This is a genomic window from Mesorhizobium sp. PAMC28654 (genome assembly GCF_020616515.1).
In the GTDB taxonomy this organism is placed as follows: Bacteria; Pseudomonadota; Alphaproteobacteria; order Rhizobiales; family Rhizobiaceae; genus Mesorhizobium.
On sequence record NZ_CP085135.1, the window covers coordinates 5,610,908 to 5,633,219 of the forward strand.

Below are 22,312 nucleotides of genomic sequence, written 5' to 3' on the forward strand. Positions count from 1 at the left end.
TTCAGACGCCAAAAGCAGAACGAGGGTATCATGGCGTTGGACTGGGACAAGCTACGCGTGTTTCACGCTGCGGCGGAGGCGGGGTCATTTACCCATGCCGCGGAGACATTGCATCTATCGCAATCGGCAATTTCGCGGCAGGTCAGCGCGCTTGAACATGATGTCGGCGTACCGCTGTTCAACCGCCATGCGCGCGGCCTCGTGCTGACCGAGCAGGGCGAGATGCTGTTTCGCACGGCGCATGACGTGTTGATGAAGCTTGAGACGATCAAGTCGCGGCTGACCGAAACCAAGGACCGTCCGTCGGGCGTGCTGCGGGTGACGACGACCGTGGGCCTCGGCGCCGGCTGGCTGACCGAGCGCGTGCAGGAATTCATCGAGCTCTATCCGGAAATCAGCCTGCAGCTGATCCTGGCCAATGAGGAACTCGACCTCACCATGCGCCAGGCCGATTGCGCCATCCGCCTACGGCAGCCGCAACAGCCCGACCTGATCCAGCGCCGCCTGTTCACCGTGCATTTCCATCTCTACGCGGCTCCTTCATACGTCGCCAAGCACGGCAAGCCGGCGTCGGTGGCCGAGTTGAAGAGCCATCGCATCGTCACCTTCGGTGTGCCTGTGCCCTCGCATCTGTCGGAACTGAACTGGCTGGAGACGGTCGGCGATTTCGACGGCGGACAGCGCGTGCCAACGCTGCAGATCAACGATATATTGTCGATCAAGCGCGCGGTGCAGGGCGGAGCGGGCATCGCCATGCTGCCCGACTATGTGATCAGCAAGGATTCAGGCCTGGTGCAGTTGCTGCCGGAGACCGAAGTGCCGTCCTTCGACACCTATTTCGCCTATCCGGACGCGATGAAGAACCAGGCGAAGCTGCATGTCTTTCGCGATTTTATCATTGCCAAGGCGCGCAGCTGGTCGTTCTGAGCCACACTGGTTGGGATCAGCGGGCCTGCTGTTAAGCAAAGGCCCGATAGCCTTCTTCAAATTGGACTGGTCGGTATCGGACCGCTCTCGTTGCGCGGTACCGTGTTGCCCGCCGAGACCATCCAATACGGTTTGATGCGTTGTCTGGCGGCACCGATGGGGCTCCAGAACGCAACCGCGCACCAACCGGCTCTTGGCTGCTGCCGATGAGCAATGTCGCTGTCGTGCCCTCCGCGATTTTGGCATTCTCGTGCTAATGTGCGCCGGGATGTTGCGAACGCGGCATCCCATCGCATCCTGGACCTGATGAACCAACACCAATAAATCATCGGAGAGTGCCATGACCTGGGGAATTCCAACGGCCGCATTCGTCACGATCCACGTCGTTCTCAGCCTGATTGGCATCGCGGCAGGTTTCGCTGTGCTCGCCGGGTTGTTGAAAGGAAAAGCGTTCGGCAGCTGGACGACCCTGTTTCTTGCCACGACCATCCTGACCAGCGTCACGGGGTTTCCATTGCCGCCCCTGGGGATCGATCCGCCCCGCATCGTCGGGGTGATTTCGCTGGTATTGCTCGCTCTCGCCGTAATCGCGCTGTACATCTTCAGGCTAGCTGGGGCCTGGCGTTGGATCTACACGAGCTGCGCGATTGCAGCCCTTTACCTGAACGTTTTTGTCGGCGTGGTGCAGGCATTTCAGAAGTTGCCGTTTCTCCATCCGCTGGCGCCGACACAATCAGAGCCGCCATTTCTGGTCACACAGTTGGTCGTGCTCTTGATCTTCGTCGGTCTGGGTATCCGAACCGCGATGGTGTTTCATCCGGAGCTGGGTGCAAGAAGGACTGACGCGACGATGTAAAGTCGCGATGCCAGGTTCGACGATGCGACCGTGGCGCCGCCTTCGTTGTGATCATGGCATTAATTGCCACCCCACCAGGGCGTCAGGCGCGGCAGCCAGCCGGGCACGTTGCGGCGGTAAGTCTCGTACTCGGCGCCGTAGCGGCGGGCCAGTGTCGGCTCCTCATGGAGCCGGACGAAGGACACCATGGCCATGGCGACGCTCACGCAATAGGCTGCGAGCGTCCAGCTTGAAAACAGCAACGCCTGGCCAAGGATGATTGACAGCACGGCCACATACATCGGGTTGCGAATGTGGCGGTAGATGCCGCCGACAACCAGCCTTTCAGTCGGCGCCACAGGTGCCGGAGTACCCCGGCCTTCGAGCGCAAAGCGTGCGAAGGCATGCAGTAGGATGGCGACGGACACGGCGATCAGGATCGCGCTGGCGGCCACGAGGCCGGTCAGTGTCGACCACGGCAAGCGATAGTTGTCTGTCAGCAAGCACGGCACCAGGCCGGCGACCACGCCGGGCGCCACGATGAAGAAGGCCGCAGTGCCAGCGATCGCCGAAAATGGCCGCATCGGGTGTTTCCCTGGGATTGCCGCAGAAATGATCGCCTTCTGCCCGTTTGCACGCCATTGCTGATTTTTCCGCATTTTTGAGCGGATGCGGGCCGTGATCGACGATTCTTCGAAAGAATTGCCCCGCGCACGCCTCATTTCTCCGTTTTTGCTGGTCCTATTGGCCCGGCGGACGGGTTGGACCACAGCCTATGTCTTTTTGCATGCGTGTGTTGCAAAATAGATGCTTGTTTCTTGGGCATGTTGAGCAGATATATAGATCATCTCCTGGGCGCGTTCTCCTCCCATTAGCGCCCTAGAGTGTTCCCCTCTGGAGGTTAGCCTTAATCGGCACTTCCAATCAAACTCAGCCGGATCTTCATTGATCCGGCTTTTTTGTTATCTGGACCTGCAACACCCACAAAGATCCACCCGCTTTTGCCGCGTAACAGTGACATGTAACATCGGGTAACATGCCGCGGACGTTCACGGCTTGCTAAGCAGATCATAGGACGCGGTTTTGGTTCGTTCGAGGGATGGGGGCATCACTCGGGCGGTCCGGGCTCAGGCAGCTACCGCGTCCGAACCAATTCTGCCGAGCCATCAGGCATCGGTGGCAAACATGCGGCGGACCTACCGTTTCACCTCCCAGGAAAACGGTCCGCGAACAGAACGGCGTCCGGAACACCCGGGCGCCGTTTTTCATGTCCGCGGATGTTGCAACAGCCGGGGCGGCGGCGGGCTGTCCCGCCACCGCCGGCAAGCCTCAAGCGGCCTTGCCGTTGGCGTTCATCGCCTCGTCGGCAAGACGCCCGGTGAGCTCGGCCATATGGTCGAAGGTGGCGCGGTAGCTGGCGACGCCGGCGGTCGCCGAGCGCAGTTCGATGATCAGGTCACCGATCTCGGCCTGCGGCATGGTCGCCTCGACGACATCCCATCCCGGCCAGTCGGGCCGCGCGTCATAGCCGAGGATCTGGCCGCGCCGCTGCGGGATCAGCGCGATGATCTTCGACGTCGCATCCGACGGCGTGACAATCTCCACCTTCATCACTGGTTCCAGAAGCACCGGCGAGCAGGCGGCCATGCCTTCCTTCATCGCCAGCTTCGCCGCCATCTGGAAGGCCATGTCGGAGGAATCGACCGCGTGATATGAGCCGTCCGACAGGTTGACGGCGACATCGACGACGGGGAACCCGAGCGGACCCGACTTCAGATAGTCACGCACCCCGGTCTCGACCGATTGGATGTAGGTCTTCGGCACGACGCCGCCGGTGATGGTGTCGGTGAACTGGAAGCCGGAGCCGCGCGGCAGCGGCTTGATCTCGATCACCACATCGCCGAACTGGCCATGGCCGCCCGACTGCTTCTTGTGGCGGCCGCGCTGCTGCACCGGTTTGCGGATCGTCTCGCGGTAGGGCACGGCGGGCGCATGGCCTTCGACCGGGATCTGGTTCTTGCCTTCCAGCCGTTCGCGCACGACGCGCAGATGCATCTCGCCATGGCCCGACAGTACCGTCTCGGCCGTGTCCTGGTTGTGGCGCAGGCTGAGCGAGGGGTCCTCCTCGGCCAGGCGCTGGATGGCCGCTGACATCTTGACCTCGTCCTTGCGTTCCTTTGGCCGCAGCGCGAAGGCGAAGACCGACTGGGGCGGCGACAGCGTGACCAGCGGCTTGATGCCGCCCTTGGCCGAACTCAGCGTCTGGCCGGTCGTGACGCCGTCCAGCTTGCCGAGCGCCACCGTGTCGCCAGCCTTGGCGGAGCCGACCTTCACCTGGTCCTTGCCGAGCATCCTGTAGATGCCGGAGACTTTTGCCGTCTCGCCGGTGGACAGATAGAGTTCGGAGGCATCGCCGACCTGGCCGGAGAGGATGCGCGAGACCGACAGCTTGCCGCCATGCGGCGTGTGGATGGTCTTCATCACCTGGACAACGGTGGCATTGCCATCGGCGAGGCCAAGTCGCTTGCGGGTCGCCTCGATGTCGGGGGCATCGTGGCGGATCGCCTTGAGCAGACGCAGCACGCCATTGCCTTTCTCGGCGGTGCCGATGAGCACCGGCGTAACGGAGCCGCCCCGCAGGTCGGCGGCAAGGTCGTCGAAGACCGCGTCCTTCGGCGGCTCGATCTCCTCGCAGCTGTTCCATAAGCTGGTCGTCATGGTCGGCCAAGGTCTCAAGCATGGAGAAGCGTGCCTCAAGCTCGCGCGCCTTGTCGTCGCCGGGTATCTGGGCGACTTCGCTCTCGGCATATTCGCGGTAGATGTAGGCGCGCTCAAGTGCCAGATCGATCGAGCCGATGACGAGGCCGTCCTTGCGCAGCGGAATCTGGCGCAGCAGGAGCGGCACGGAACTCGCCGGCTGCAGCATCTTCAGCGTGTCGCGCACGCCGGCGATCGACTTGTCTACCTTGTTGAGGAACAGGATGCGCGGCACGCCGAGATCGTCGAGCTTGCGCATGATCAGTTGCAGCGCGGGGATCTTCTTCTCGTCGGCTTCAGCGACGACCACGGCCAAGTCGCAGGCGGCCAGAACCGGCTCGGCCTCGAAGGAGAATTCGATGGAGCCGGGACAATCGATGAAGGTGAGTTGCTCGCCCATGAAATCGGTGGTGGCGACGGTCGCCTCGACGCTCATGGCGTGGGCGCGCGCCTCGGGCGAATGATCGGAAACGGTGCTTCCCGATGAAACGGGATTTTGTCGGGGAATGGCGCCCGTACGGGCCAATATGGCTTCGAGTAAAGTCGTCTTACCGCTTGCGAAGGGACCGACTATGGCAATGCATTTCGGTCCCGTGCGTCGTCCTCCGGCGCGAGTACCCATGGCTGACCTCCACTCAGGCGTTTCCCGTAGGACCGACTGGCATTGATGGTTCAGGCGTGGTCAATCGGTCCTGAGCGGCGGCCGGCCTGTTCGACCGTCGCGGGCGGGGTTCTTTTTCAATGGCCACCTGCCCGAAACCATCGTCCCACTTGTTTGCCGGCAGGGCAAGAAAAATAGGAAATTGGGCGCCTTCCCGGCCGTCTCAGGCGATCAGGGCAAGCGGCGGGGCATTGGCTTGGATGGGGTCGATCTTGTCGCGCGGCACCGGCCGGCCGAAGAAATAGCCCTGGAAGCGGTTGCAGCCGGCGGCCTTGGCCAGAGCGAACTCCTCCTGCGTCTCCACGCCTTCGGCAACGATGGTGACGTCCTGGATGCGCGCGATCTGCGCCAGAGCCGAGACGAAGATCTGCGCGACCTGGTCATAGGCAAGGCTGCGGATATAGGAGCGGTCGATCTTGATGCTGTCGATGGGCAGGGTCTTCAGATAGTTGAAGCCGCAATGGCCGGTGCCGAAATCGTCGAGCGCGATGTGGAAGCCGAGGCCGCGCAGCGCTTCGAGGCGCCGCAGGATCTCGGGCGTGGCGGCGGTCGCCACCGTCTCGGTGATCTCGATGACGAATTGCGTCGCGGACCGGCCGGTTTCCTTCAGCACGCGGTCGCACATCGTGACGATCTCGTCGCGCTTGAGCTGCTCGCCGGAAACGTTGATCGAGATGCGGCGGCCCTGGAAATGGCCGATATCGGCGCAGGCCCGCTTGAACACCCACTCGCCGAGCATGTCGATCAGGGTCGAGCGCTCGGCGATGGGGATGAATTCGGCCGGCGATATAAGCCCGCGCACCGGATGACGCCAGCGGATCAACCCTTCCAGCGCGTAGGGCGAGCTGTCCGGGTTGACGATCGGCTGGTAATGCAGTTCGAGCTCGCCGAGATAGATGGCTGCGCGCAATTCGCGCTCGACCAGGCGGCGATAGCGCTTGTCGGAGAGCATTTCCTCGTCGAACACGGTGACGCGCCCGCGACCCGCCGCCTTGCTCTCGTAGAGCGCCAGATCGGCGAGCAGCATGAGTTCGGTCGAATTCGACGCATGCGACGGCGCAAGCGCCACGCCGACCGAAATGGAGAGCGGGATGATCTTGCCCTCATGCGATTTTCCAGCCCGCATGGCGTCCAGCAGGCGCCGCACGTCCTTGTTGATGGTGGTGAGGTCGCTATGCGCGACGATGACGCCGAACTCGTCGCCGCCAAGCCGCCCGACCATACCGCCGGCAAAGATGCGCTCGGCTGTCCTAACCACATGCGCCAGGGTGAGGTCGCCGAACTGATGCCCGAACGTATCGTTGAGCTGCTTGAAATGATCGAGGTCGATCAGGAGCAGGGTCGCCTCGCGCCTGTCTCGCATGGTGCCGAGGCTGTCGCGCAGCGCTTCGAGGAAGTAACGGCGGGTCATCGCCCCGGTCATGGCGTCCTTGGTCAGGAAATGATGTTTTTCCGCCTCCGCGGCCGCCGCCGACTGCAGGCGATGGACGACGCTGCTGCGCATATACATCAGCGCCAGCAAGGCGAGCGCGGTGGCGGCGATCGATATGCCGAAGGCGGTGCCGGAAGGCAGGTTCCGCGAGACGTCGAAGGCGCCGAGCGCGGCCGCGCCGATGCTCAGCACCAGAAGGACCTGGATACCGCGATAGACCCTGCCGCTATGGTCCCTGATCGTCGCCAGTATGCTCATCTCATCGCCCCCTGAAATGTAGGGCTACGGCTAGGCCCCAGCTGTTAAAAAGCCATTGAAGCAGCCGCCGCCGGCCGGCAATTCGGCCACTGAAGCCGGCGATCAGGCGTTCATGGTTAAAAAGCTTGGTGCAGATGCCGGTTGGGCGGTGGCTGTTGCGCGGCGTCCCATATGGGAGGAAAGTACCGCCCACAATGAATGGCTCGGGCGCGCGGCGGCCTGATGCCCGGTTCGCCCGAAAATCGAGGATCACCGACCATGAAGATCATTGCCTGCGGCAGCGTGCCGACCATCATCGCGCCGGAAAAGTATTTTACAGGCCGGGTGCTGCAGACGCCGGTCATCGAGAAGGAAGCGCCGGCGCGGCTCAGGGCCACGATGGTCAGTTTCGAGCCCGGCGCGCGCACCCACTGGCACACGCATCCTCTTGGCCAGACGCTCTATGTCACATCGGGCGCCGGCCGCGCGCAGACATGGGGCGGGCCGATCCAGGAGATCAAGGCCGGAGACGTCATCTCGTTCGAGCCGGGTGAAAAGCATTGGCATGGCGCCGGTCTGAAATCGACGATGGCACATATGGCCATGCAGGAAGCGCTCGACGGCGTCCATGCCGACTGGCTGGAGAAGGTGAGTGACGAGCAATATGGCGGCTGAACCGAGCCGCGACCAGCGATACTAGCTGCTCCAGCATTTTTTAGATGAACGATATTTTGGAGCCGCCATGTCGGGCCGTCGTTTCTATCTTGTTGCCGCCGTCTATCTCGGCACGTTCGTGGCGCTGCTCGACGTCAGCATCGTCAATGTCGCGCTGCCGACGATCCAGCAGGCGCTGAACACCGATTTTGGCGGCCTGCAATGGGTTGTCGATTCCTACACGCTGTGCCTGTCGGCCTTCATGCTGTCGGCGGGGCTGATCGGCGACCGCTATGGGCGCAAGCGCTCCTGGCTGGCGGGCGTCGGCATTTTCGTGGTTGGTTCCGCCATCTGCGCGTTCGCGCCCAATTTGACGGTGCTGCTGACTGGGCGGGTGGTGCAGGGCGTTGCCGGGGCATTGCTCATTCCCGGCGCGCTGTCGATCCTGACACAGGCATTTCCCGATGCCCGCGAGCGCGCCGGCGTCATCGGCGGCTGGTCGTCCTTCGCCGCCGTTTCGCTGCTGGTCGGCCCCATCCTCGGCGGCGTCCTGGTTGAAACCGCCGGATGGCAGAGCATTTTCCTCATCAACCTGCCGGTCGGCCTGTTCACGATCGTGCTGGGTGCTCTCTCGATCAAGGAGACGGCGCATCCAGAACATGCCCATCTTGACCTCATCGGCCTGGCGCTCAGCATCGTCTGGCTGGGCGCGCTGACCTTCGGCCTGATATCGGCCGGCGAGAACGGATGGGGCGACCAGCGGACGGTCATTGCGCTTGCCGTCGCCCTCGTCGGTCTGGTGCTCTTCGTCGGCTTCGAGGCGCGCACGCCGCGTCCCATGCTGCCGCTCGGCCTGTTCCGCGACATTCGCTTCTCCGTCGCCAATGTCGCGTCCTTCGCGCTCGGCCTGACCTCCTACACCAGCGTCTTCCTCTATTCGATGTTCCTGCAGCAAGTGCAGGGCTGGTCGCCGACGCAGACCGGTCTGCGCATGGCGCCTATCTTCCTTGTCCAGATGCTCGTCTCGCCGGCGATCGGCAGGCTCAGCCATCGCTACGGGCATTCCGTGTTGATGACGTCGGGCTATTTCCTGATCGGCGTCTCGATGCTCGGCATGTGCTGGGCCGGGCCCGCGACGCCCTATGCGGCGATCGGCCTGTTGTTTGCGATCGGTGGTCTCGGCAATTCGCTGGCGATCCCCACCAGCAATGCCGCTGCCATGTCCTACGCGCCACGTGAACGCTCCGGGATGGTGTCGGCGGTCATCAACGCCACCCGCCAGACCGGCCTTGCCATCGGCATCGCACTGCTTGGCGCCCTGATGAGCATGCGGGCGACAAGCCTGCTGACGGCAAATCTCGAAACAGCCGGTGTCGCCGATGCCGAAGCGGTGGCCCGCGCCGCCGTTTCGCGACACGACTTCGTAACCGACGCCACCATGGGTGAGAGCGGTCTGCGCGACCTGTTCGCGGCCGCCTATGCCGGAGGTTTCCACGCGGCGATGCTGACGGCGGCGATTGTTGCGTTCCTCACGGCGGCGCTGCTGCTGACCGTGTTGGCGCCAGCCGAGGCGCGTTCGGCCAGAACGGCCAAGCAGGAGGGGTGAGGCGCGGCCTTGTCGCCCATAAAAAAACCCGGCCTGAGCCGGGTTTTTCATGGCAACGATGGCGTGTTTGATCAGGTCAGCGACGCGGTAAAGCGCTGGATGCGTGTGCAGGCTTCCTCCAGCAGCGTCTCCGAGGTGGCGTAGGAGATGCGGAAGTTCGGGCCGAGGCCGAAGGCCGAGCCGAACACCACCGCGACGCCCTCGGCCTCGAGCAGTTCCGAGCAGAAGGTCTCGTCGGTGTCGATGACCTTGCCGGCCTTGGTCTTCTTGCCGATCAGCTGCGCGCAGGACGGGTAGACGTAGAAGGCGCCTTCCGGCGACGGGCAGGTAATGCCGCGCGCCTGGTTGAGCATCGAGACGACGAGGTCGCGCCTCCCTTGAAAGATCGCCTTGTTCTTGGCGATGAAATCCTGCGGGCCGTTCAGTGCCTCGACCGACGCCCATTGCGCGATGGTGCAGGCGCCGGAGGTCTGCTGGCCCTGGATCATGTCCATTGCCTTGATCAGCTGCACGGGACCGGCGGCATAGCCGATGCGCCAGCCGGTCATGGCATAGGCTTTCGAGACGCCGTTCATGGTCAGCGTGCGCTCGTAGAGTTTCGGCTCGACCTCGGCGATGGTCTTGAAGACGAAGTCGCCATAGGTCAGGTGCTCGTACATGTCGTCGGTCAGCGTCCAGACATGTGGATGCTTGAGCAGCACATCAGCCAATGCGCGCAATTCCGCCTCGGTGTAGGCGGCGCCCGACGGGTTCGACGGCGAGTTCATCAGCAGCCATTTGGTCTTCGGCGTGATCGCCTTTTCCAGCACCGCCGCCGTCAGCTTGAAGCCGTTGTCGATGGAGGTGTCGGCAAACACAGATGTGCCGCCGCAGATCGCCACCATCTCGGGATAGCTGACCCAGTAGGGGCGGGGGATGATCACCTCGTCGCCGGGGTTCAGCGTCGCCATGAAGGCGTTGAACAGGATCTGCTTGCCGCCGGTGCCGACAATGGTCTGCTCCGGCTTGTAGTCAAGATTGTTCTCGCGCTTGAATTTTTTGGCGATCGCCTCGCGCAGCGGCACGATGCCGGAGACTGGCGGATACTTCGTCTCGCCACGGCGGATGGCTTCGATCGCCGCATTCTTGATGTTGTCGGGCGTGTCGAAATCCGGCTCGCCGGCCCCCAGCCCGATAATGTCGCGGCCGGCGTTTTTCAGCTCGCGCGCTTTCTGCGTCACCGCGATGGTCGCGGAAGGCTTCACGCGGGAAAGGGCATCGGCAAGAAAGGCCATGACGAATTATCTCCAGAGAGGGTCCTTGCGGCCAAGGACGGCCGCGGCGCTTCTCATGTCGCATGATCTTGCCGAGTGCAAGCATTGTCGGCTGAGCCAGCGCTCAATGACCTGTGATCGGGGACCCGTGATCGACAATAATAAATTCATTAACGGCCGGTAGACCCTTGCATGGCAGGATCAATCCATTCCGCCAGTCTTGCGGAGCGAGGAACCCTTGTCGCGCAGCATCGGGCTTGCCCACATCATTCGCCAAATGGACGGCACCTCGACCGGTGTCTGGGGCATCTACACGCTGCAAAGCGCCTTCCAGCCGATCTTCGCCTTCAAGGAGGGCAAGCTTTCGCTTGCGGCGTTCGAAGGGCTGATCCGGCCATTCCGTGACGGCGAGCCGCAGTCGCCGATGAGTTTCTTCTCGACCTGCCCGGCGGCCGATCGTTTGCATATCGAGGCGCTGACGCGAACGCTGCATCTTCTGAATGCCGGAGCCTGTCTGCCACGGGAAGCATCGATCTTCATCAATTTCGATCCGTCGGTGTTCACCGAACGCACGATCGCCGACAACGCGCTGCGGGAGATGCGGCTGGTGCTGCACGAGGCTGGAATCGATCCGCGCCGCGTCGTCTGCGAGGTGACCGAGCAGAGATCGGCGTCGCAGGAAACGCTGTTCAGTTTCGTCGCGGCGCTCCGGGGCAACGGCTTTCGCATCGCGGTCGACGATTACGGCGCCGATGATTCCGACATCAACCGCATCAAGGAACTGAAGCCCGACATCGTCAAGTTCGACGCCTTGTGGATCACGCAGCTGATGGAATCGGGCGCCGGTTTCGCGCTGCTGACGGCGATGGTGAAAAGCTTCGAGGACCAGGGCATCCGCACCGTCTTCGAAGGCATCGAGGAAAGCTGGCAACTCGAACTGGCCGAGAAATCGGGCGCCTCGATGGTGCAGGGCTTCGTGCTGGCCCGGCCGGAACTGGCGCCAACCAGTTTCCGCGTCTTCGAAAAGGAAAGGCCTGCGCCCGCGATACCGTCCGACGCTGGCAGGGAGCCTTTGACTTCGGCCCCTTCGACGCGACGTGCGAAGGCCTTTGGGCGAAGGGTCGTGCGATGATGTCCGGGTTCGACAGGCGACGCAACGTCGCCGATGAGATCTTTGCCGACGAGGTCGGCATTGAATACGGGATCTACGGAGAGTTCCGGCTGCGAAGCGTCTACCAGCCGATCTTCGCGCCGCGCGGCGCGGCCCTGACGGCCGTCGCGGTCGAGGCCCTGGTCGAGCCGCATCTGGCAGGCCGACCGAGCTCGGCCCAGGCCTTCTTCGATCAGATTCCGGCGGAGGATCGCCTGTTTGTCGAGGCCATGTGCCGGGCCCTCCACCTGCGAAACTACAGCAACATCGGTGTCGAAGGGCTCGACTTGTTCTTCAACTTCAACCCCTTGGTCAACGACCATCCCGGGCGGGCCCTGGCCGAGATCAGGCTGATGGGCAGGCACCTCGCCGATTTCGGGCTGCATGCGGGCATGCTGGTCTGCGAGGTCACCGAACAGGCGGCCGATGACGCGCTGCTGTTGCTGCTGGTGCGGGAGATGCGGCGCGACGGCATGCGCATCGCCATCGACGATTTCGGTGCCGGCCATTCGACGGAAGAGCGGGTGAGCCTTCTCAGCCCCGACATCATCAAGATCGATGGTGCGTGGTTTTCCGAACTCTGTCGCCATGCGGCGGCAGAAAAATTCTTCCGGCCGCTGGTTTCAACGCTGCATGAGCGCGGCGCCAAGGTTCTGGTCGAGGGCATCGAGCAGGCCGTGCATCTGCGCGTCGCGCTGGAGGGCGGCGTCGACCTTCTGCAGGGGTTCCTTCTTGCCCGGCCGAAGTTGGCCGGCACGATTTTCAACGAGAATCCCCTGGCCATCGATGCGCTGCTCGAACCCGAGAGCAAGGTGGTCCAGCTGCATCAGCGCCGCTGATCGACCCGCCAAAACAAATCACTGGATGATGCCGCTGGCCCTGCGATAATCGCGCCGTGCGTGATGCCCCGGGAGCGGAAATGATACTCTACAGCATGATCGACAGCGGCAATTGCTACAAGCCGCGCCTGCTGATGGCCAAGCTCGGGCTGAGCTTCACCACCATCGAGGTCAGCTCGCACACCGGCGAGACGCGAAAAGCCGATTATGTCGCCAAGAATCCCAACGCCATGGTGCCGCTGCTCGAACTCGACGACGGCCGGCGGTTGGCCGAATCCAACGCCATCCTGCTCTATCTCGCGGAGGGCACGCGCTTCCTGCCGGCGGACAAATATGAGCGCGGGCTGGCCTATCAATGGCTGTTCTTCGAACAATACAGCCATGAGCCCTATATTGCCGTGCGCAAGGCGCTGCTGACCTTTCCCGAACGGGCGGGGGATGCGACGCCGGAGCGGCTGGCGGCCACGCTGGAGCGCGGCAACAAGGCGCTCGGCGTGATGAACAAACATCTGGAAAACAACGCCTTTTTCGCCGGCGGTGCCTTCAGCGTCGCCGACATCGCGCTCTATGCCTATACGCATACGGCGGAGCAAGGCGGCTTTCAGCTCGACGCCTACCCGGCGGTCGCCGCGTGGCTGAAGAGGGTGGAGGCGGATCCGGGGCATGTGCCGATGGAGTGGGTGGGGTAGTCAACGTCGGCGATTGGCGAAAGCGGCAGCCAGATGAGGGGCGGCGCCAGCCTTTCTCAGTAAATCTCAAAAAGGGCAGTTCTACAGCGTCGGCGCTGCCCCTCATCGCCCTGCCGGGCACTTCTCCCCGTATAGTGACGGGGAGAAGGACGCTACTTTGCCGGTTTCGCCAATCGCCTGAAATCCAGACAACAAAAAGGCGGGATAAATCCCGCCTTCCCATTCTTGGTAGCCTGATGGGAGCGTCAGGTCCGGGCTGGCAGCTATCTGCTGATCCAGCTTGTCGGGTCTTTCCGCTCCGGCGCGCTTCTCGCGCGACTGTCAGTACATCCGTGACTTGCCGTGCGCCCCGGACCTTCGCCCGGCGCGCGCCATTCGCAAAATCAGGCTGCCTTGCTCAGAGAACCAGCGGACGACTTGCCAGTGCGGCGGTCCTGCTCGATCTCGAAGTTGATCTTCTGGCCTTCGACCAGGGTCGACAGGCCAGCGCGCTCAACAGCGGAGATGTGGACGAAAACGTCCGCGCCGCCGTTGTCAGGCTGGATGAAGCCGAAACCCTTGGTGGAGTTAAACCACTTGACCGTTCCAGTTGCCATAAAAATAGTCCTTCGCATTTGCTTTGGTTTGACCAGACCGAAGTCCAGCCGGTGGGCATCGAGATTTTGGAGATAGACGTCAGCAAACGCGAATATCGCGAGGCCCGGATCGATCGGCCGAAATATCAATGGGGCTGATATAGTCTGCTTTTGCACCGAAAACAAGATGGGGTGAAAAAAGGCACGGTGGCGGTGCCGCCCAATGGCCGCCCCAATCGCATGAAACCGTTGCGGCAGTGCCTCTGCTTTCGGGGGCAGGGACTGGTTCTGGAGAGGGTTATGAAGGCTGTTCCGCTTGCCATCTGCCTGACATTGGTGGCCGCCCAGGCGCAGGCGATCTCGCGCTACGATCCCACCCACATGAGTTGCAACAAGATACAGTCGACGATCGCCCGCGAGGGCGCGGTCATCCTGCGCTACCAGTCGTCGCGCGTGCCGGGCCTGCCGCTCTACGACCGCTATGTGCAAAGCGAACGGTTCTGCAACATGGGCGAGGTCCGCACGCGCGCTTCGGTGCCCAGCGCCGATACGAGCTTCTGCGCCGTCTACATCTGCAAGCGGCCCGATGTGGACCGGCGGTTCCACCGGCGGTTCTTCCACAATTAGGAAAGCCCGCTTTGCTCGGCGATGGAGCAGTCGTCAGAACCCGAACGACACCTGCGCCGGTGGCGGCGGGCCGACGCGCACGCCTTCCATGGCCAGCATCTTTTCCTTGGTGACCGAGCCGCCGGGCGCCGAAAAACCGCCGATCTTGCCGCCCGCGGCGAGGATGCGGTGGCAGGGGATGACCAGCGGCACCGGGTTGGCGCCAAGGGCCGCGCCGGTTTCGCGGGCGAGCCCGGCATGGCCGGCGCGTTTGGCCAGTTCACCATAGGTGGTGGTTTCGCCGAAGCTGAGCTTTCGTGCCTCGTCGTAGATGGCCAGGCGGAAATCATCGATGCCGGCCAGGTCGACCGGCACGCCGGTGAAATCGACATCCTCGCCGGCGGCATAAGCCTTGATCGAGGCGATCAGCTCGACGACCCATTTCGGCTGCTCGGTCGAGGTGGAAACACCGCCACGGCGAAGCAGCCGGCGCTCCACCGCCTCACGGCTGCGCTCGGGCAGGCAGAGCCGGATCAGGCCCGTTTCGCTCCATGCGATGCCCATGAAACCGATCACTGTTTCTAACACTGTGTGGCCGGCTGTGATCGTGGAGGTGTTTTCCATGACGTGCTCCTTTCCGCAAAACGGCGAAAAACGGCTGTTGGTACGAGTACAGATAGGGAACAATATCGCACTTTGCCCTGAGTCCCGCCACCCGAAAACCATCAAGTGGCCCCGATTGCCCGACGAGAATCGCTGGTGTAAGTGATTTCTTAACATCCGACGAACCGGACCCGAACGCGGCTTGCCAGCAAAACTCAATCTTATCGCGATCGGTGTGATCCTTGCCGCTGCAAGCGTCAGTGGCTGCACCTCGACGTCGCAGATGAAGCCCGCGCCCGCCTTCGCCGAGACGGCGACGGCCGCGGGAGCCGATGCGGGCTTCACGATACCGCTGCCCGAGACGGTTTCGGTGCTGCCGGAATCGTCGGGCATCGCGCCGGTCCAGACGGCGGAACTGACACCGGGCCAGGCCGCGCTGCCTGTGGAACCAGCGGTCGCCTTTGCTGGCCCGACGCCGCTGGCGGCACCCGCGGCGGCAGCCATGATCGCGGCCAATACGGCGCCCGCCGCATTCAGGACCAACGCCACGGCCGAGTCCGCCTACTCGATCGCAGGCCTCGCCACGCCAGCCGCCCTGAGGTCGGTCGCGGGCAAGCGCACAATCGCCCCCATCGCCGGCGGCACGGTCGTCCAAGGAACCGTGATGCCAGGCGTCCAGCAGGTCGCCTATGTGGTGCCGCAGAATCCGGCAGCACTCATCCAGACCCCGATGGCGCCGGCCGAAGAACACTCGACGGGTACGCGCGGCGATGTCGAGCGGCTGATCGCCAAATATGCAGCCCTTTACGAGGTGCCGATCGACTTGGTGCGCCATGTCGTCAACCGCGAGAGCACCTTCAATCCCAAGGCCTACAACAACGGCCATTGGGGGCTGATGCAGATCAAGCACGCGACGGCGCGCGGCATGGGCTACGAAGGCTCGCCCAAGGGCCTGTTCGATGCCGAGACCAATCTGAAATACGCGGTCAAATATCTGCGCGGCGCCTGGCTGGTGGCCGGCGGCAACGCCAAGCGCGCCGACCTGCTTTACCAGACCGGCTACTATTTCGAAGCCAAGCGCAAGGGCCTGCTCGAGGCGACCGGCCTTGGCCGCGACAGCTTGCGCCACCGGCTCCAGCCGGATGCCTGAACGTGATGTTTGAGCCAGGTTCGCCTGCGCCAAACGACGTCCGGCTGCGCAAGATCCTCGACGACACGCTTACCGCGCCGCGCTGGCCTGACGGCTTCCTCATGCGGACCTTCGAGCATACCGACGCGCCTGCCTTGCACGCGCTGCTGACCGAGGTGTTCGACGACGGCAAGGATGGGCTGTTCGACGAATGGTGGCCGAGCATTTCCGGCGATGCCGAGTTCGATCCCGCACTGTGTTTCCTCGTCATCGACGCCAAGGGCCTGCTGGCGGCGGCTGCCCTGTGCTGGACCTCGGCCTTCGTGAAGGATCTTGTCGTTCACCCTGAGGCGCGGGAGCGGGGCATTGGCGAGGCCCTGATGCGGCACGCCTTTGCCACCTTTGCCGCTCGCGGCGCAGGCCATGTCGATCTCAAGACCAATACGGTAGAGAGCGCCGCCGCCGTCCGTCTCTACGAGCGGCTGGGGATGAAGCCTGTCGCCTGGCAGGGTTAATGCTTGTCGCCCAAAAAGCGCGCAGCGTATCGGGACAACGACATGCATAAAGCGCGTCGCGCTTTATGGCCCTGTTCCAGCCCGAAGGTATCAGCCTGGCCTCTGTGAACCGCTTCACATAGCCCGCCGTGGGCAAATGCTAACCCTGCGTCATCACGTCATTCAGCTGGTCGGGGATCGTCGATCGGCTGGGCACAGGAGGAGGTTGCACCGGCATGTGCCAGCCCCTCCAACGGCGGGTCCCGGGGCGCGGGTTTCCGGGACCCTCCTGCTCGTGAGCCTGCCCTTCTAGATGTCCGGCGCGTTGCCGATCTTCTGCTTGAGATCGAGCGCCCAGGCGCGGCCCTCGTCGCCGCCCCATAGCAGCCAGGCGATGTAGCCGGCCGAGGGGTTTGCCTCGTTGCCGTAATTCCTGCCACGCTTGTCGACCTCGTGGCGGGCAAAATAGCTGACCATGCGCCGGATGGTGGAGGGCGCGAGCTTCTCGCGATTTTTCAATTCCGTTGCTCGCGCGACGCCGATCTCGGTGCCGCCACGGCCGAACTCCGTGCGCAAGCGCAGGCCCTTGGCGGCATTGTCGGCGACCACTTGCGGGCAGCGCAGGTCGATCTCGTCGGCTTCGTGCATTTTTCTCCCCAATCCGCCAGGCTCTAGCCGACAGGAAGAATGCGGGGAAGGGGAACCGGTTCCGCTCGGGGTTGCATGGTGTTGCCGCCTCGCCGAGAATGCCAGGGGATGGGCAATCAGGAGTTCGCCATGGCGCAATTCACCGTCAATCCGCAGCGTTTCGACCCCTACAAGAACTACCGCTTCCGACTGAAATGGGATGGCCGCTATGTCGCCGGCATCTCGAAGATCAGCGCGCTGAAGCGCACCACGTCGGTGGTGGAGCACCGCGACGGCGGCGAGGCCGGCACAACGCGCAAATCGCCGGGCCTGACCCGCTTCGAGCCGGTGACCATCGAGCGCGGCGTGACCCACGATCTCGAATTCGAGCAATGGGCGAACAAGGTGTGGGACCTCAACGCCGGTCCGGGCGCGGAAGTGTCGCTCAAGGATTTCCGCAAGGACATCATCCTCGAATTCCATAACGAGGCCGGCCAGCTGGCGCTTGCCTACAGGATCTATCGCTGCTGGCCCTCGGAAGTGCAGATGCTGCCCGAACTCGACGCCAACGCCAACGCCGTGGCGATCCAGAGCATGAGGCTGGAGAATGAAGGCTGGGAGCGCGACACCAGCGTCGTCGAACCGGCGGAGCCAAGCTTCACCGATCCGCCGTGAGAGCGCTCCGGGATTGAAACCCGCTGGGAAAGAAACTGTCCACCAAGGCGGCAGGCCACGTCTTGCCGCCATTTGCCCGGCGGGTAATCTGCGGCGATGTGGTGTTCTCACCGCTGGATGGTTGACCAAACGGAGGAACATGATGCGGCTTTTGCTGACCGGCCTTGCGACCTTGATCCTCACCGCTCCGCTGCTGGCGGGCGTGGCGCGGGCCGACGATTGCGCCGAAAACCAGATGACCCTGAATGAGTGCGCCGGGAAGGCGTTCGATGTGGCCGACAAGGCGCTGAACGACGCCTACAAGCAGATCAATGCCCGTCTCAAGGATGATGCGGCAACGAAGAAGCTGCTGGTCGACGCGCAGAAATCCTGGGTCGCCTTTCGCGATTCGGAATGCACCTTCCAGTCATCGGCCAGCGCCACGGGCAGCATCTATCCGATGCTCGTCGTCGGCTGCCGGACAGGCCTGACCAATGACCGCGTCAAGCAGCTGAAAGCCTATCTGGACTGCCAGGAAGGCGATATGAGCTGTCCGGTCCCGGCGCGATAGTTTTCGTCCGCGCATCTTGCCGGAAAGGCTGGGCGCTTATTGCCCGGGCGCCATGGCAAGAATGTCGGAACCGATCGTGGCGCAACGTCCTTCGTCTGTAGAGCCGCGCTTCAAGCGCGCAGATGGAGATGATCATGATCACGTTCCCCAACGAATCCGCGAAGTACCGCACCGCGCGCGAGAAACTGCTGCTGAAGGAAATCCAGTTGCGCCGCGCCATGGAGGATGTGGCGGTGGCACGGCGCGCGCTGCCGCCGGGCGGGCTGGTGCCGCGGGATTATGTGTTCGACCGACTGGGGCCGGACGGCAAGCCGGCGCGGATAAAGCTGTCGGAGCTGTTCGCGCCGGGCAAGGGCTCGCTGATCCTCTACAACATGATGTTTCCGCGCCATCCCCAGGACACGCGCGCTGTGGCGGCGGCCGGCGGCACGGCGAAGCTGGCAAGGCTGGACCAGCCATGTCCATCCTGCGTGGCGCTGCTCGACCAGTTCGACGGCGCTGTCGGCCATCTAGAAGCCGCCGACTTCAATTTCGTGGTGGTGGCCAAGACGTCGCTCGAAAACCTGATCACGCTTGGCCGTGATCGCGGCTGGCTGAACATGCGGCTCTTGTCGTCGGCCGGCAACAGCTTCAAGCGCGACTACAATGCGGAGGACGCCGATGGCGCGCAGCTGCCGTTGCTGTCGGTGTTCAACCGCGACGGTGACGGCATCCGCCACTTCTGGTCGTCGGAACTGGGTTTCGTGCCGCCCGAGCCCGGCCAGGACCCGCGCGCCATCGGCACCTGCGAGATCCTGTGGAACCTAATGGATTTCACCCCGGAGGGCAGGCCGAGCTGGGACGAGCAGCTGCAGTATGGCGACAGCTGCTGCCATTGAAGCAGAGCTGGCTTTCCCTTCAGAAGGGAAGTGGAGAAACCAAAGCCCAACTCGGACGTTGCCCAAGCCAACCCCTCGCACAGGAGCAGGCCATGACCGAGAAAAGCCTTTCAGAAATCGCCGAGAAAATGCGCGACATCGATGTCGCCATGCTGTCCACCCATACGCAAGGCGGCGCCATCGCCGGCCGGCCTATGAGCAACAACCAGCAGGTCGAGTATGACGGCGATTCCTACTATTTCACCTGGGAGAAGTCGCAGGTGGTGGAGGACATCGAACGCGATGCCAATGTGTCGCTGGCGTTCAAGGGCGGTGACGGCTTCTGGGTCGCTGTCGAAGGCAAGGCCGAGATCATCCGTGACAAGGCGGCTTTCGAGGAACATTGGAATGAGGACATCGACGAGTGGTTCGAGCAGGGCACCGATACGCCGGGCCTCGCCATGATCAGGGTCAAGGCCGACCGTGCCCATTACTGGGACGGCAAGGACGAGGGCGAGGTGTCGTTGCACGCCTGACAGGCGTTGCCTTCTCCCCCTCGCACGCCGCGAGGGGAGAAAAGGCGCAACCTCGCCGCTTGTGCCGCGTTGGACTTTCGAGGACACCAACACGGAGAGTTTCGATGAGACACTATCTCGCCATCGCCACGCTGGCGCTGCTGGCCGGTTCGCCCGCATTGGCCCAGTCGGTGGCGCCCAGCGGTGTGGCGCCTGTTTCGGAAAACAAGGTCGATACCGACACCTTCACGAAAACGCTTGTCAGCGCCAACCGTTTCGAAATCGACAGCAGCAAGCTGGCTTTGAAGAGGGGCGTGGCGGCCGATGTGAAGGATTTTGCCGAGCTGATGGTCAAGGATCACACAAAGGCCGGCTTGGACTTCAAGATGGCCTTGGAACAGAGCCAGACCACGGGGTCGACCACGCCCGACGGGCCGCCGCTGCTGCCCAAGGACCAGGCGATGCTGGACCAGTTGAAGTCTCTCGACGGCGAGGCCTTCCAGGCGAAGTACATCACCTTGCAGACCGAGGCGCACAAGCAGGCGGTGGCGATGTTTTCCACCTACGCGCAATCGGGCGACGATCCGGCGCTGAAGGAGTTCGCCAAGAAGACGCTGGCGACGCTGAAGATGCATGAAATGCATCTGAAGGACGTGGCGGCGGTGCATTAGGGTTTGGATCAGGGCGGTTGAAAGTTGGCTCTCCACGGCGCCCCCCTCTGTCCTGCCGGACATCTCCCCCTCAAGGGGGGAGATCGGCAGCCCTCGCCGACTGCACTCTCTTTGTGACGAAGAAGATTTGCTTTGTGACGGTGGAGATTTGTGCAAGCGAAGGCGACAGGGGGAGATGTCCGGCAGGACAGAGGGGGGGCGCCGTAGAGCGCCAGGGTGCCCCTTGGCAAACCGAGTGCCACAAGTTGGCTCTGTGCCTGCGCCAGTCGCGAATTACACTGTGCCACCAATCCATGGAGGCACCCATGCCCAAGATCGACATGTCCGCCGTTCCTGTCCGCCAAGGCTCCGGCTATCCCGCGCCTTTCGACCAGCCTTGCGCGACCCGCACACGCCGCCGCCTGGGCAATGCCGGCGGCCTCACCGATTTCGGCGTCAACCTGATGACCTTGCCGCCCGGCGGCTGGTCCAGCCAGCGCCACTGGCACAGCCATGAGGACGAGTTCGTCTATATGTTGGAAGGCGAACTGACGCTGGTCGAGGACGGTGCCGAGACGCTGCTGCACGCCGGCGACTGCGCGACGTTTGCGAAGAACAGCGGCAATGGCCATCACATGATCAACCGGTCTTCCACGACTGCCCTCTATCTGGAAGTCGGCTCGCGCAATCGCGACGATGTCATCACCTGCTCCGACATCGACATGATGAGCCCGAACTCCGACGGGCGGTTTCTGCACAAGGATGGCACGCCCTATCCGGGGCAGGGGTGAGCTGGACCGTGGATGAGCGCTCGCGTTCGCGCGCCTTTCCTTCTCCCACAGGGGGAGAAGGTGGCCTCGCAAAGCGAGGTCGGATGAGGGGTACTCCAGTTTGGCGATACGGTCATTCATCACGGGCGAAAGCAAAGAGAATGAGCAACGCCTCATTTCTTCCAACACCCCTCATCCGACCCGGCGCTAACGCGCCGTGCCACCTTCTCCCACAGGGGGGAGAAGGGAAGAACGGCGCTGGCGTTCGGCCGGTGGCGCGATAAGCTCCCTGCAAACCCAGGGAGGATCGCCATGAAGAAGGAAGTAATCGAAGTACCGGTGCTGTCGGCGGCCGTGCGCGCGATGGGCGTGCCGCTGTCGCTGGTAACCAAGGCTGCCGGGCTGGTCTTCGTGTCCGGCACGCCGCCACTCGATATCTGGACCGGCAAGCTGGTCAAGGGCGACATCGAAACCCAGACCGAAGCATCGCTGAAGGCGCTGAAACATTGCCTGGAGGCGGCTGATACCTCTCTGGAAAACGTGGTGATGGTGCGCATCTACGCCGTCAATTCCGGTTTCTACAATGCCATCAACCGCGTCTATGCCCGGCATTTTCCCGAAAATCCGCCGTCCCGGACCTTCGTGCCGGTGGCGTCATGGCCGATGGAGTTCGATATCGAGATCGAGTGCGTGGCGTGAACCGGGCGGCGCTGGATTATGGCCCGGCGCTGGGCGTTCGGCCGGTAGCGCTATAAGCTCCCTCCAACCAAAGGGAGCATCATCATGAAGAAAGAAGTCATCGAAGTGCCCGTCATGTCGGACAAGGTGCGGGCGCTCGGCTTGCCCTGTTCGACGGCGGTGAAGGCCAACGGCTTCGTGTTCATCTCGGCGACGCCGCCGGTGGACATGGTGACCGGCGAGATGGTGCGCGGCGACATCGAGATGCAGACCGAGGCATCGCTGAAGGCGCTGAAACACTGCCTGGAAGCGGCCGGCACCTCGCTGGAAAACGTGGTGATGGTGCGCATATACGCCGTCAATTCCGGCTTCTACAACGCCATCAACAGGGTCTATGCGCGGTATTTTACGACGAACCCGCCGGCCCGGAGTTTCGTGCCGGTGGCGTCATGGCCGATGGAGTTTGATATCGAGATTGAGTGTGTGGCGGTGGCGTGAGGGGGGCTTGATTATCGCCGCATTAGTGGAAATTGAGGAATAACA

General features: G+C 63.0%; 24 protein-coding genes and 1 pseudogene. 18 read left to right on the forward strand and 7 right to left on the reverse strand.

Going from position 1 to position 22,312, the window contains the following annotated elements:
* Positions 1-30 precede the first annotated feature (30 nt).
* Together LGH82_RS27550 and LGH82_RS27555 are read left to right on the forward strand one after the other, a co-directional pair.
* Positions 31-927: a LysR family transcriptional regulator gene (locus LGH82_RS27550; RefSeq protein WP_227345732.1), complete on the forward strand. Its 897-nt coding sequence runs from the start codon at positions 31-33 to the stop codon at positions 925-927.
* Between the two features lie 340 nt (positions 928-1,267).
* A complete protein-coding gene (locus LGH82_RS27555) occupies positions 1,268-1,783 on the forward strand; it encodes a hypothetical protein (protein ID WP_227345733.1) in 516 nt (171 codons plus the stop codon).
* A 59-nt stretch (positions 1,784-1,842) separates the two neighbouring features.
* On the opposite strand, the gene LGH82_RS27560 is transcribed toward LGH82_RS27555, so the two are convergent.
* The 3 genes and pseudogenes from LGH82_RS27560 to LGH82_RS27570 all read right to left on the reverse strand — a co-directional run bounded on the left by LGH82_RS27560 (position 1,843) and on the right by LGH82_RS27570 (position 6,870).
* Complete coding sequence (locus tag LGH82_RS27560; RefSeq protein ID WP_227345734.1) at positions 1,843-2,346, reverse strand: methyltransferase family protein; 504 nt, start codon at positions 2,344-2,346, stop codon at positions 1,843-1,845.
* Positions 2,347-3,091: 745 nt separating this feature from the next.
* Positions 3,092-5,141: pseudogene (locus tag LGH82_RS27565) on the reverse strand (elongation factor G).
* 202 nt (positions 5,142-5,343) lie between these two features.
* Positions 5,344-6,870, reverse strand: a complete 1,527-nt coding sequence (locus LGH82_RS27570; protein ID WP_227345735.1) for a putative bifunctional diguanylate cyclase/phosphodiesterase — start codon at positions 6,868-6,870, stop codon at positions 5,344-5,346.
* A gap of 258 nt (positions 6,871-7,128) precedes the next feature.
* Here LGH82_RS27570 and LGH82_RS27575 point away from each other — a divergent pair, with 258 nt between their 5' ends.
* Both LGH82_RS27575 and LGH82_RS27580 read left to right on the forward strand, forming a co-directional pair.
* Positions 7,129-7,524 (forward strand): cupin domain-containing protein, encoded by a 396-nt coding sequence (locus tag LGH82_RS27575; RefSeq protein ID WP_227345736.1) that lies wholly within the window; start codon positions 7,129-7,131, stop codon positions 7,522-7,524.
* Positions 7,525-7,591: 67 nt separating this feature from the next.
* The gene (locus tag LGH82_RS27580; RefSeq protein ID WP_227345737.1) at positions 7,592-9,109 is read left to right on the forward strand and encodes a DHA2 family efflux MFS transporter permease subunit; all 1,518 of its coding nucleotides are present in this window, start codon (positions 7,592-7,594) and stop codon (positions 9,107-9,109) included.
* Positions 9,110-9,180: 71 nt separating this feature from the next.
* On the opposite strand, the gene LGH82_RS27585 is transcribed toward LGH82_RS27580, so the two are convergent.
* Positions 9,181-10,383 (reverse strand): pyridoxal phosphate-dependent aminotransferase, encoded by a 1,203-nt coding sequence (locus LGH82_RS27585; RefSeq protein WP_227345738.1) that lies wholly within the window; start codon positions 10,381-10,383, stop codon positions 9,181-9,183.
* Positions 10,384-10,600: 217 nt separating this feature from the next.
* Here LGH82_RS27585 and LGH82_RS27590 point away from each other — a divergent pair, with 217 nt between their 5' ends.
* The 3 genes from LGH82_RS27590 (at position 10,601) to LGH82_RS27600 (ending at position 13,040) form a co-directional block, all read left to right on the forward strand.
* Positions 10,601-11,494 (forward strand): EAL domain-containing protein, encoded by an 894-nt coding sequence (locus LGH82_RS27590; RefSeq protein WP_227345739.1) that lies wholly within the window; start codon positions 10,601-10,603, stop codon positions 11,492-11,494.
* Positions 11,491-12,351: an EAL domain-containing protein gene (locus tag LGH82_RS27595; RefSeq protein WP_413771398.1), complete on the forward strand. Its 861-nt coding sequence runs from the start codon at positions 11,491-11,493 to the stop codon at positions 12,349-12,351. The genes LGH82_RS27590 and LGH82_RS27595 overlap by 4 nt, the downstream gene beginning before the upstream one ends.
* Positions 12,352-12,431: 80 nt before the next feature.
* Positions 12,432-13,040 (forward strand): glutathione S-transferase family protein, encoded by a 609-nt coding sequence (locus tag LGH82_RS27600; protein ID WP_227345740.1) that lies wholly within the window; start codon positions 12,432-12,434, stop codon positions 13,038-13,040.
* A 383-nt stretch (positions 13,041-13,423) separates the two neighbouring features.
* Here the strand turns inward: LGH82_RS27600 and LGH82_RS27605 are convergent, their stop codons facing one another.
* Positions 13,424-13,636, reverse strand: a complete 213-nt coding sequence (locus LGH82_RS27605; protein WP_112396569.1) for a cold-shock protein — start codon at positions 13,634-13,636, stop codon at positions 13,424-13,426.
* A gap of 279 nt (positions 13,637-13,915) precedes the next feature.
* Between LGH82_RS27605 and LGH82_RS27610 the strand changes: the two genes are divergently transcribed.
* A complete protein-coding gene (locus tag LGH82_RS27610; RefSeq protein WP_227345741.1) occupies positions 13,916-14,242 on the forward strand; it encodes a hypothetical protein in 327 nt (108 codons plus the stop codon).
* Positions 14,243-14,275: 33 nt separating this feature from the next.
* On the opposite strand, the gene LGH82_RS27615 is transcribed toward LGH82_RS27610, so the two are convergent.
* Positions 14,276-14,845: a methylated-DNA--[protein]-cysteine S-methyltransferase gene (locus LGH82_RS27615; RefSeq protein ID WP_227345742.1), complete on the reverse strand. Its 570-nt coding sequence runs from the start codon at positions 14,843-14,845 to the stop codon at positions 14,276-14,278.
* Between the two features lie 181 nt (positions 14,846-15,026).
* Here LGH82_RS27615 and LGH82_RS27620 point away from each other — a divergent pair, with 181 nt between their 5' ends.
* The gene (locus LGH82_RS27620) at positions 15,027-15,974 is read left to right on the forward strand and encodes a lytic transglycosylase domain-containing protein (RefSeq protein ID WP_227345743.1); all 948 of its coding nucleotides are present in this window, start codon (positions 15,027-15,029) and stop codon (positions 15,972-15,974) included.
* A 5-nt stretch (positions 15,975-15,979) separates the two neighbouring features.
* Positions 15,980-16,468, forward strand: coding sequence for a GNAT family N-acetyltransferase (locus LGH82_RS27625; protein WP_227349699.1), 489 nt, complete (start codon positions 15,980-15,982; stop codon positions 16,466-16,468).
* 288 nt (positions 16,469-16,756) lie between these two features.
* Here the strand turns inward: LGH82_RS27625 and LGH82_RS27630 are convergent, their stop codons facing one another.
* Positions 16,757-17,095 (reverse strand): hypothetical protein, encoded by a 339-nt coding sequence (locus LGH82_RS27630; RefSeq protein WP_227345744.1) that lies wholly within the window; start codon positions 17,093-17,095, stop codon positions 16,757-16,759.
* 129 nt (positions 17,096-17,224) lie between these two features.
* Between LGH82_RS27630 and LGH82_RS27635 the strand changes: the two genes are divergently transcribed.
* The 8 genes from LGH82_RS27635 to LGH82_RS27670 all read left to right on the forward strand — a co-directional run bounded on the left by LGH82_RS27635 (position 17,225) and on the right by LGH82_RS27670 (position 22,267).
* Positions 17,225-17,749: a phage tail protein gene (locus tag LGH82_RS27635; RefSeq protein WP_227345745.1), complete on the forward strand. Its 525-nt coding sequence runs from the start codon at positions 17,225-17,227 to the stop codon at positions 17,747-17,749.
* A 142-nt stretch (positions 17,750-17,891) separates the two neighbouring features.
* Complete coding sequence (locus LGH82_RS27640) at positions 17,892-18,299, forward strand: lysozyme inhibitor LprI family protein (RefSeq protein WP_227349700.1); 408 nt, start codon at positions 17,892-17,894, stop codon at positions 18,297-18,299.
* Between the two features lie 134 nt (positions 18,300-18,433).
* Positions 18,434-19,177, forward strand: coding sequence for a DUF899 family protein (locus LGH82_RS27645; RefSeq protein ID WP_227345746.1), 744 nt, complete (start codon positions 18,434-18,436; stop codon positions 19,175-19,177).
* A 92-nt stretch (positions 19,178-19,269) separates the two neighbouring features.
* A complete protein-coding gene (locus LGH82_RS27650; protein WP_227345747.1) occupies positions 19,270-19,692 on the forward strand; it encodes a pyridoxamine 5'-phosphate oxidase family protein in 423 nt (140 codons plus the stop codon).
* A gap of 104 nt (positions 19,693-19,796) precedes the next feature.
* Positions 19,797-20,342 (forward strand): DUF4142 domain-containing protein, encoded by a 546-nt coding sequence (locus LGH82_RS27655; protein WP_227345748.1) that lies wholly within the window; start codon positions 19,797-19,799, stop codon positions 20,340-20,342.
* Between the two features lie 305 nt (positions 20,343-20,647).
* On the forward strand, positions 20,648-21,112 hold the full coding sequence (locus tag LGH82_RS27660; protein WP_227345749.1) for a cupin domain-containing protein: 465 nt from the start codon (positions 20,648-20,650) through the stop codon (positions 21,110-21,112).
* 291 nt (positions 21,113-21,403) lie between these two features.
* Entirely contained in the window at positions 21,404-21,790 is a 387-nt protein-coding gene (locus LGH82_RS27665; RefSeq protein WP_227345750.1) for a RidA family protein, read from the forward strand.
* Between the two features lie 84 nt (positions 21,791-21,874).
* A complete protein-coding gene (locus LGH82_RS27670; protein ID WP_227345751.1) occupies positions 21,875-22,267 on the forward strand; it encodes a Rid family hydrolase in 393 nt (130 codons plus the stop codon).
* Positions 22,268-22,312: the final 45 nt, after the last annotated feature.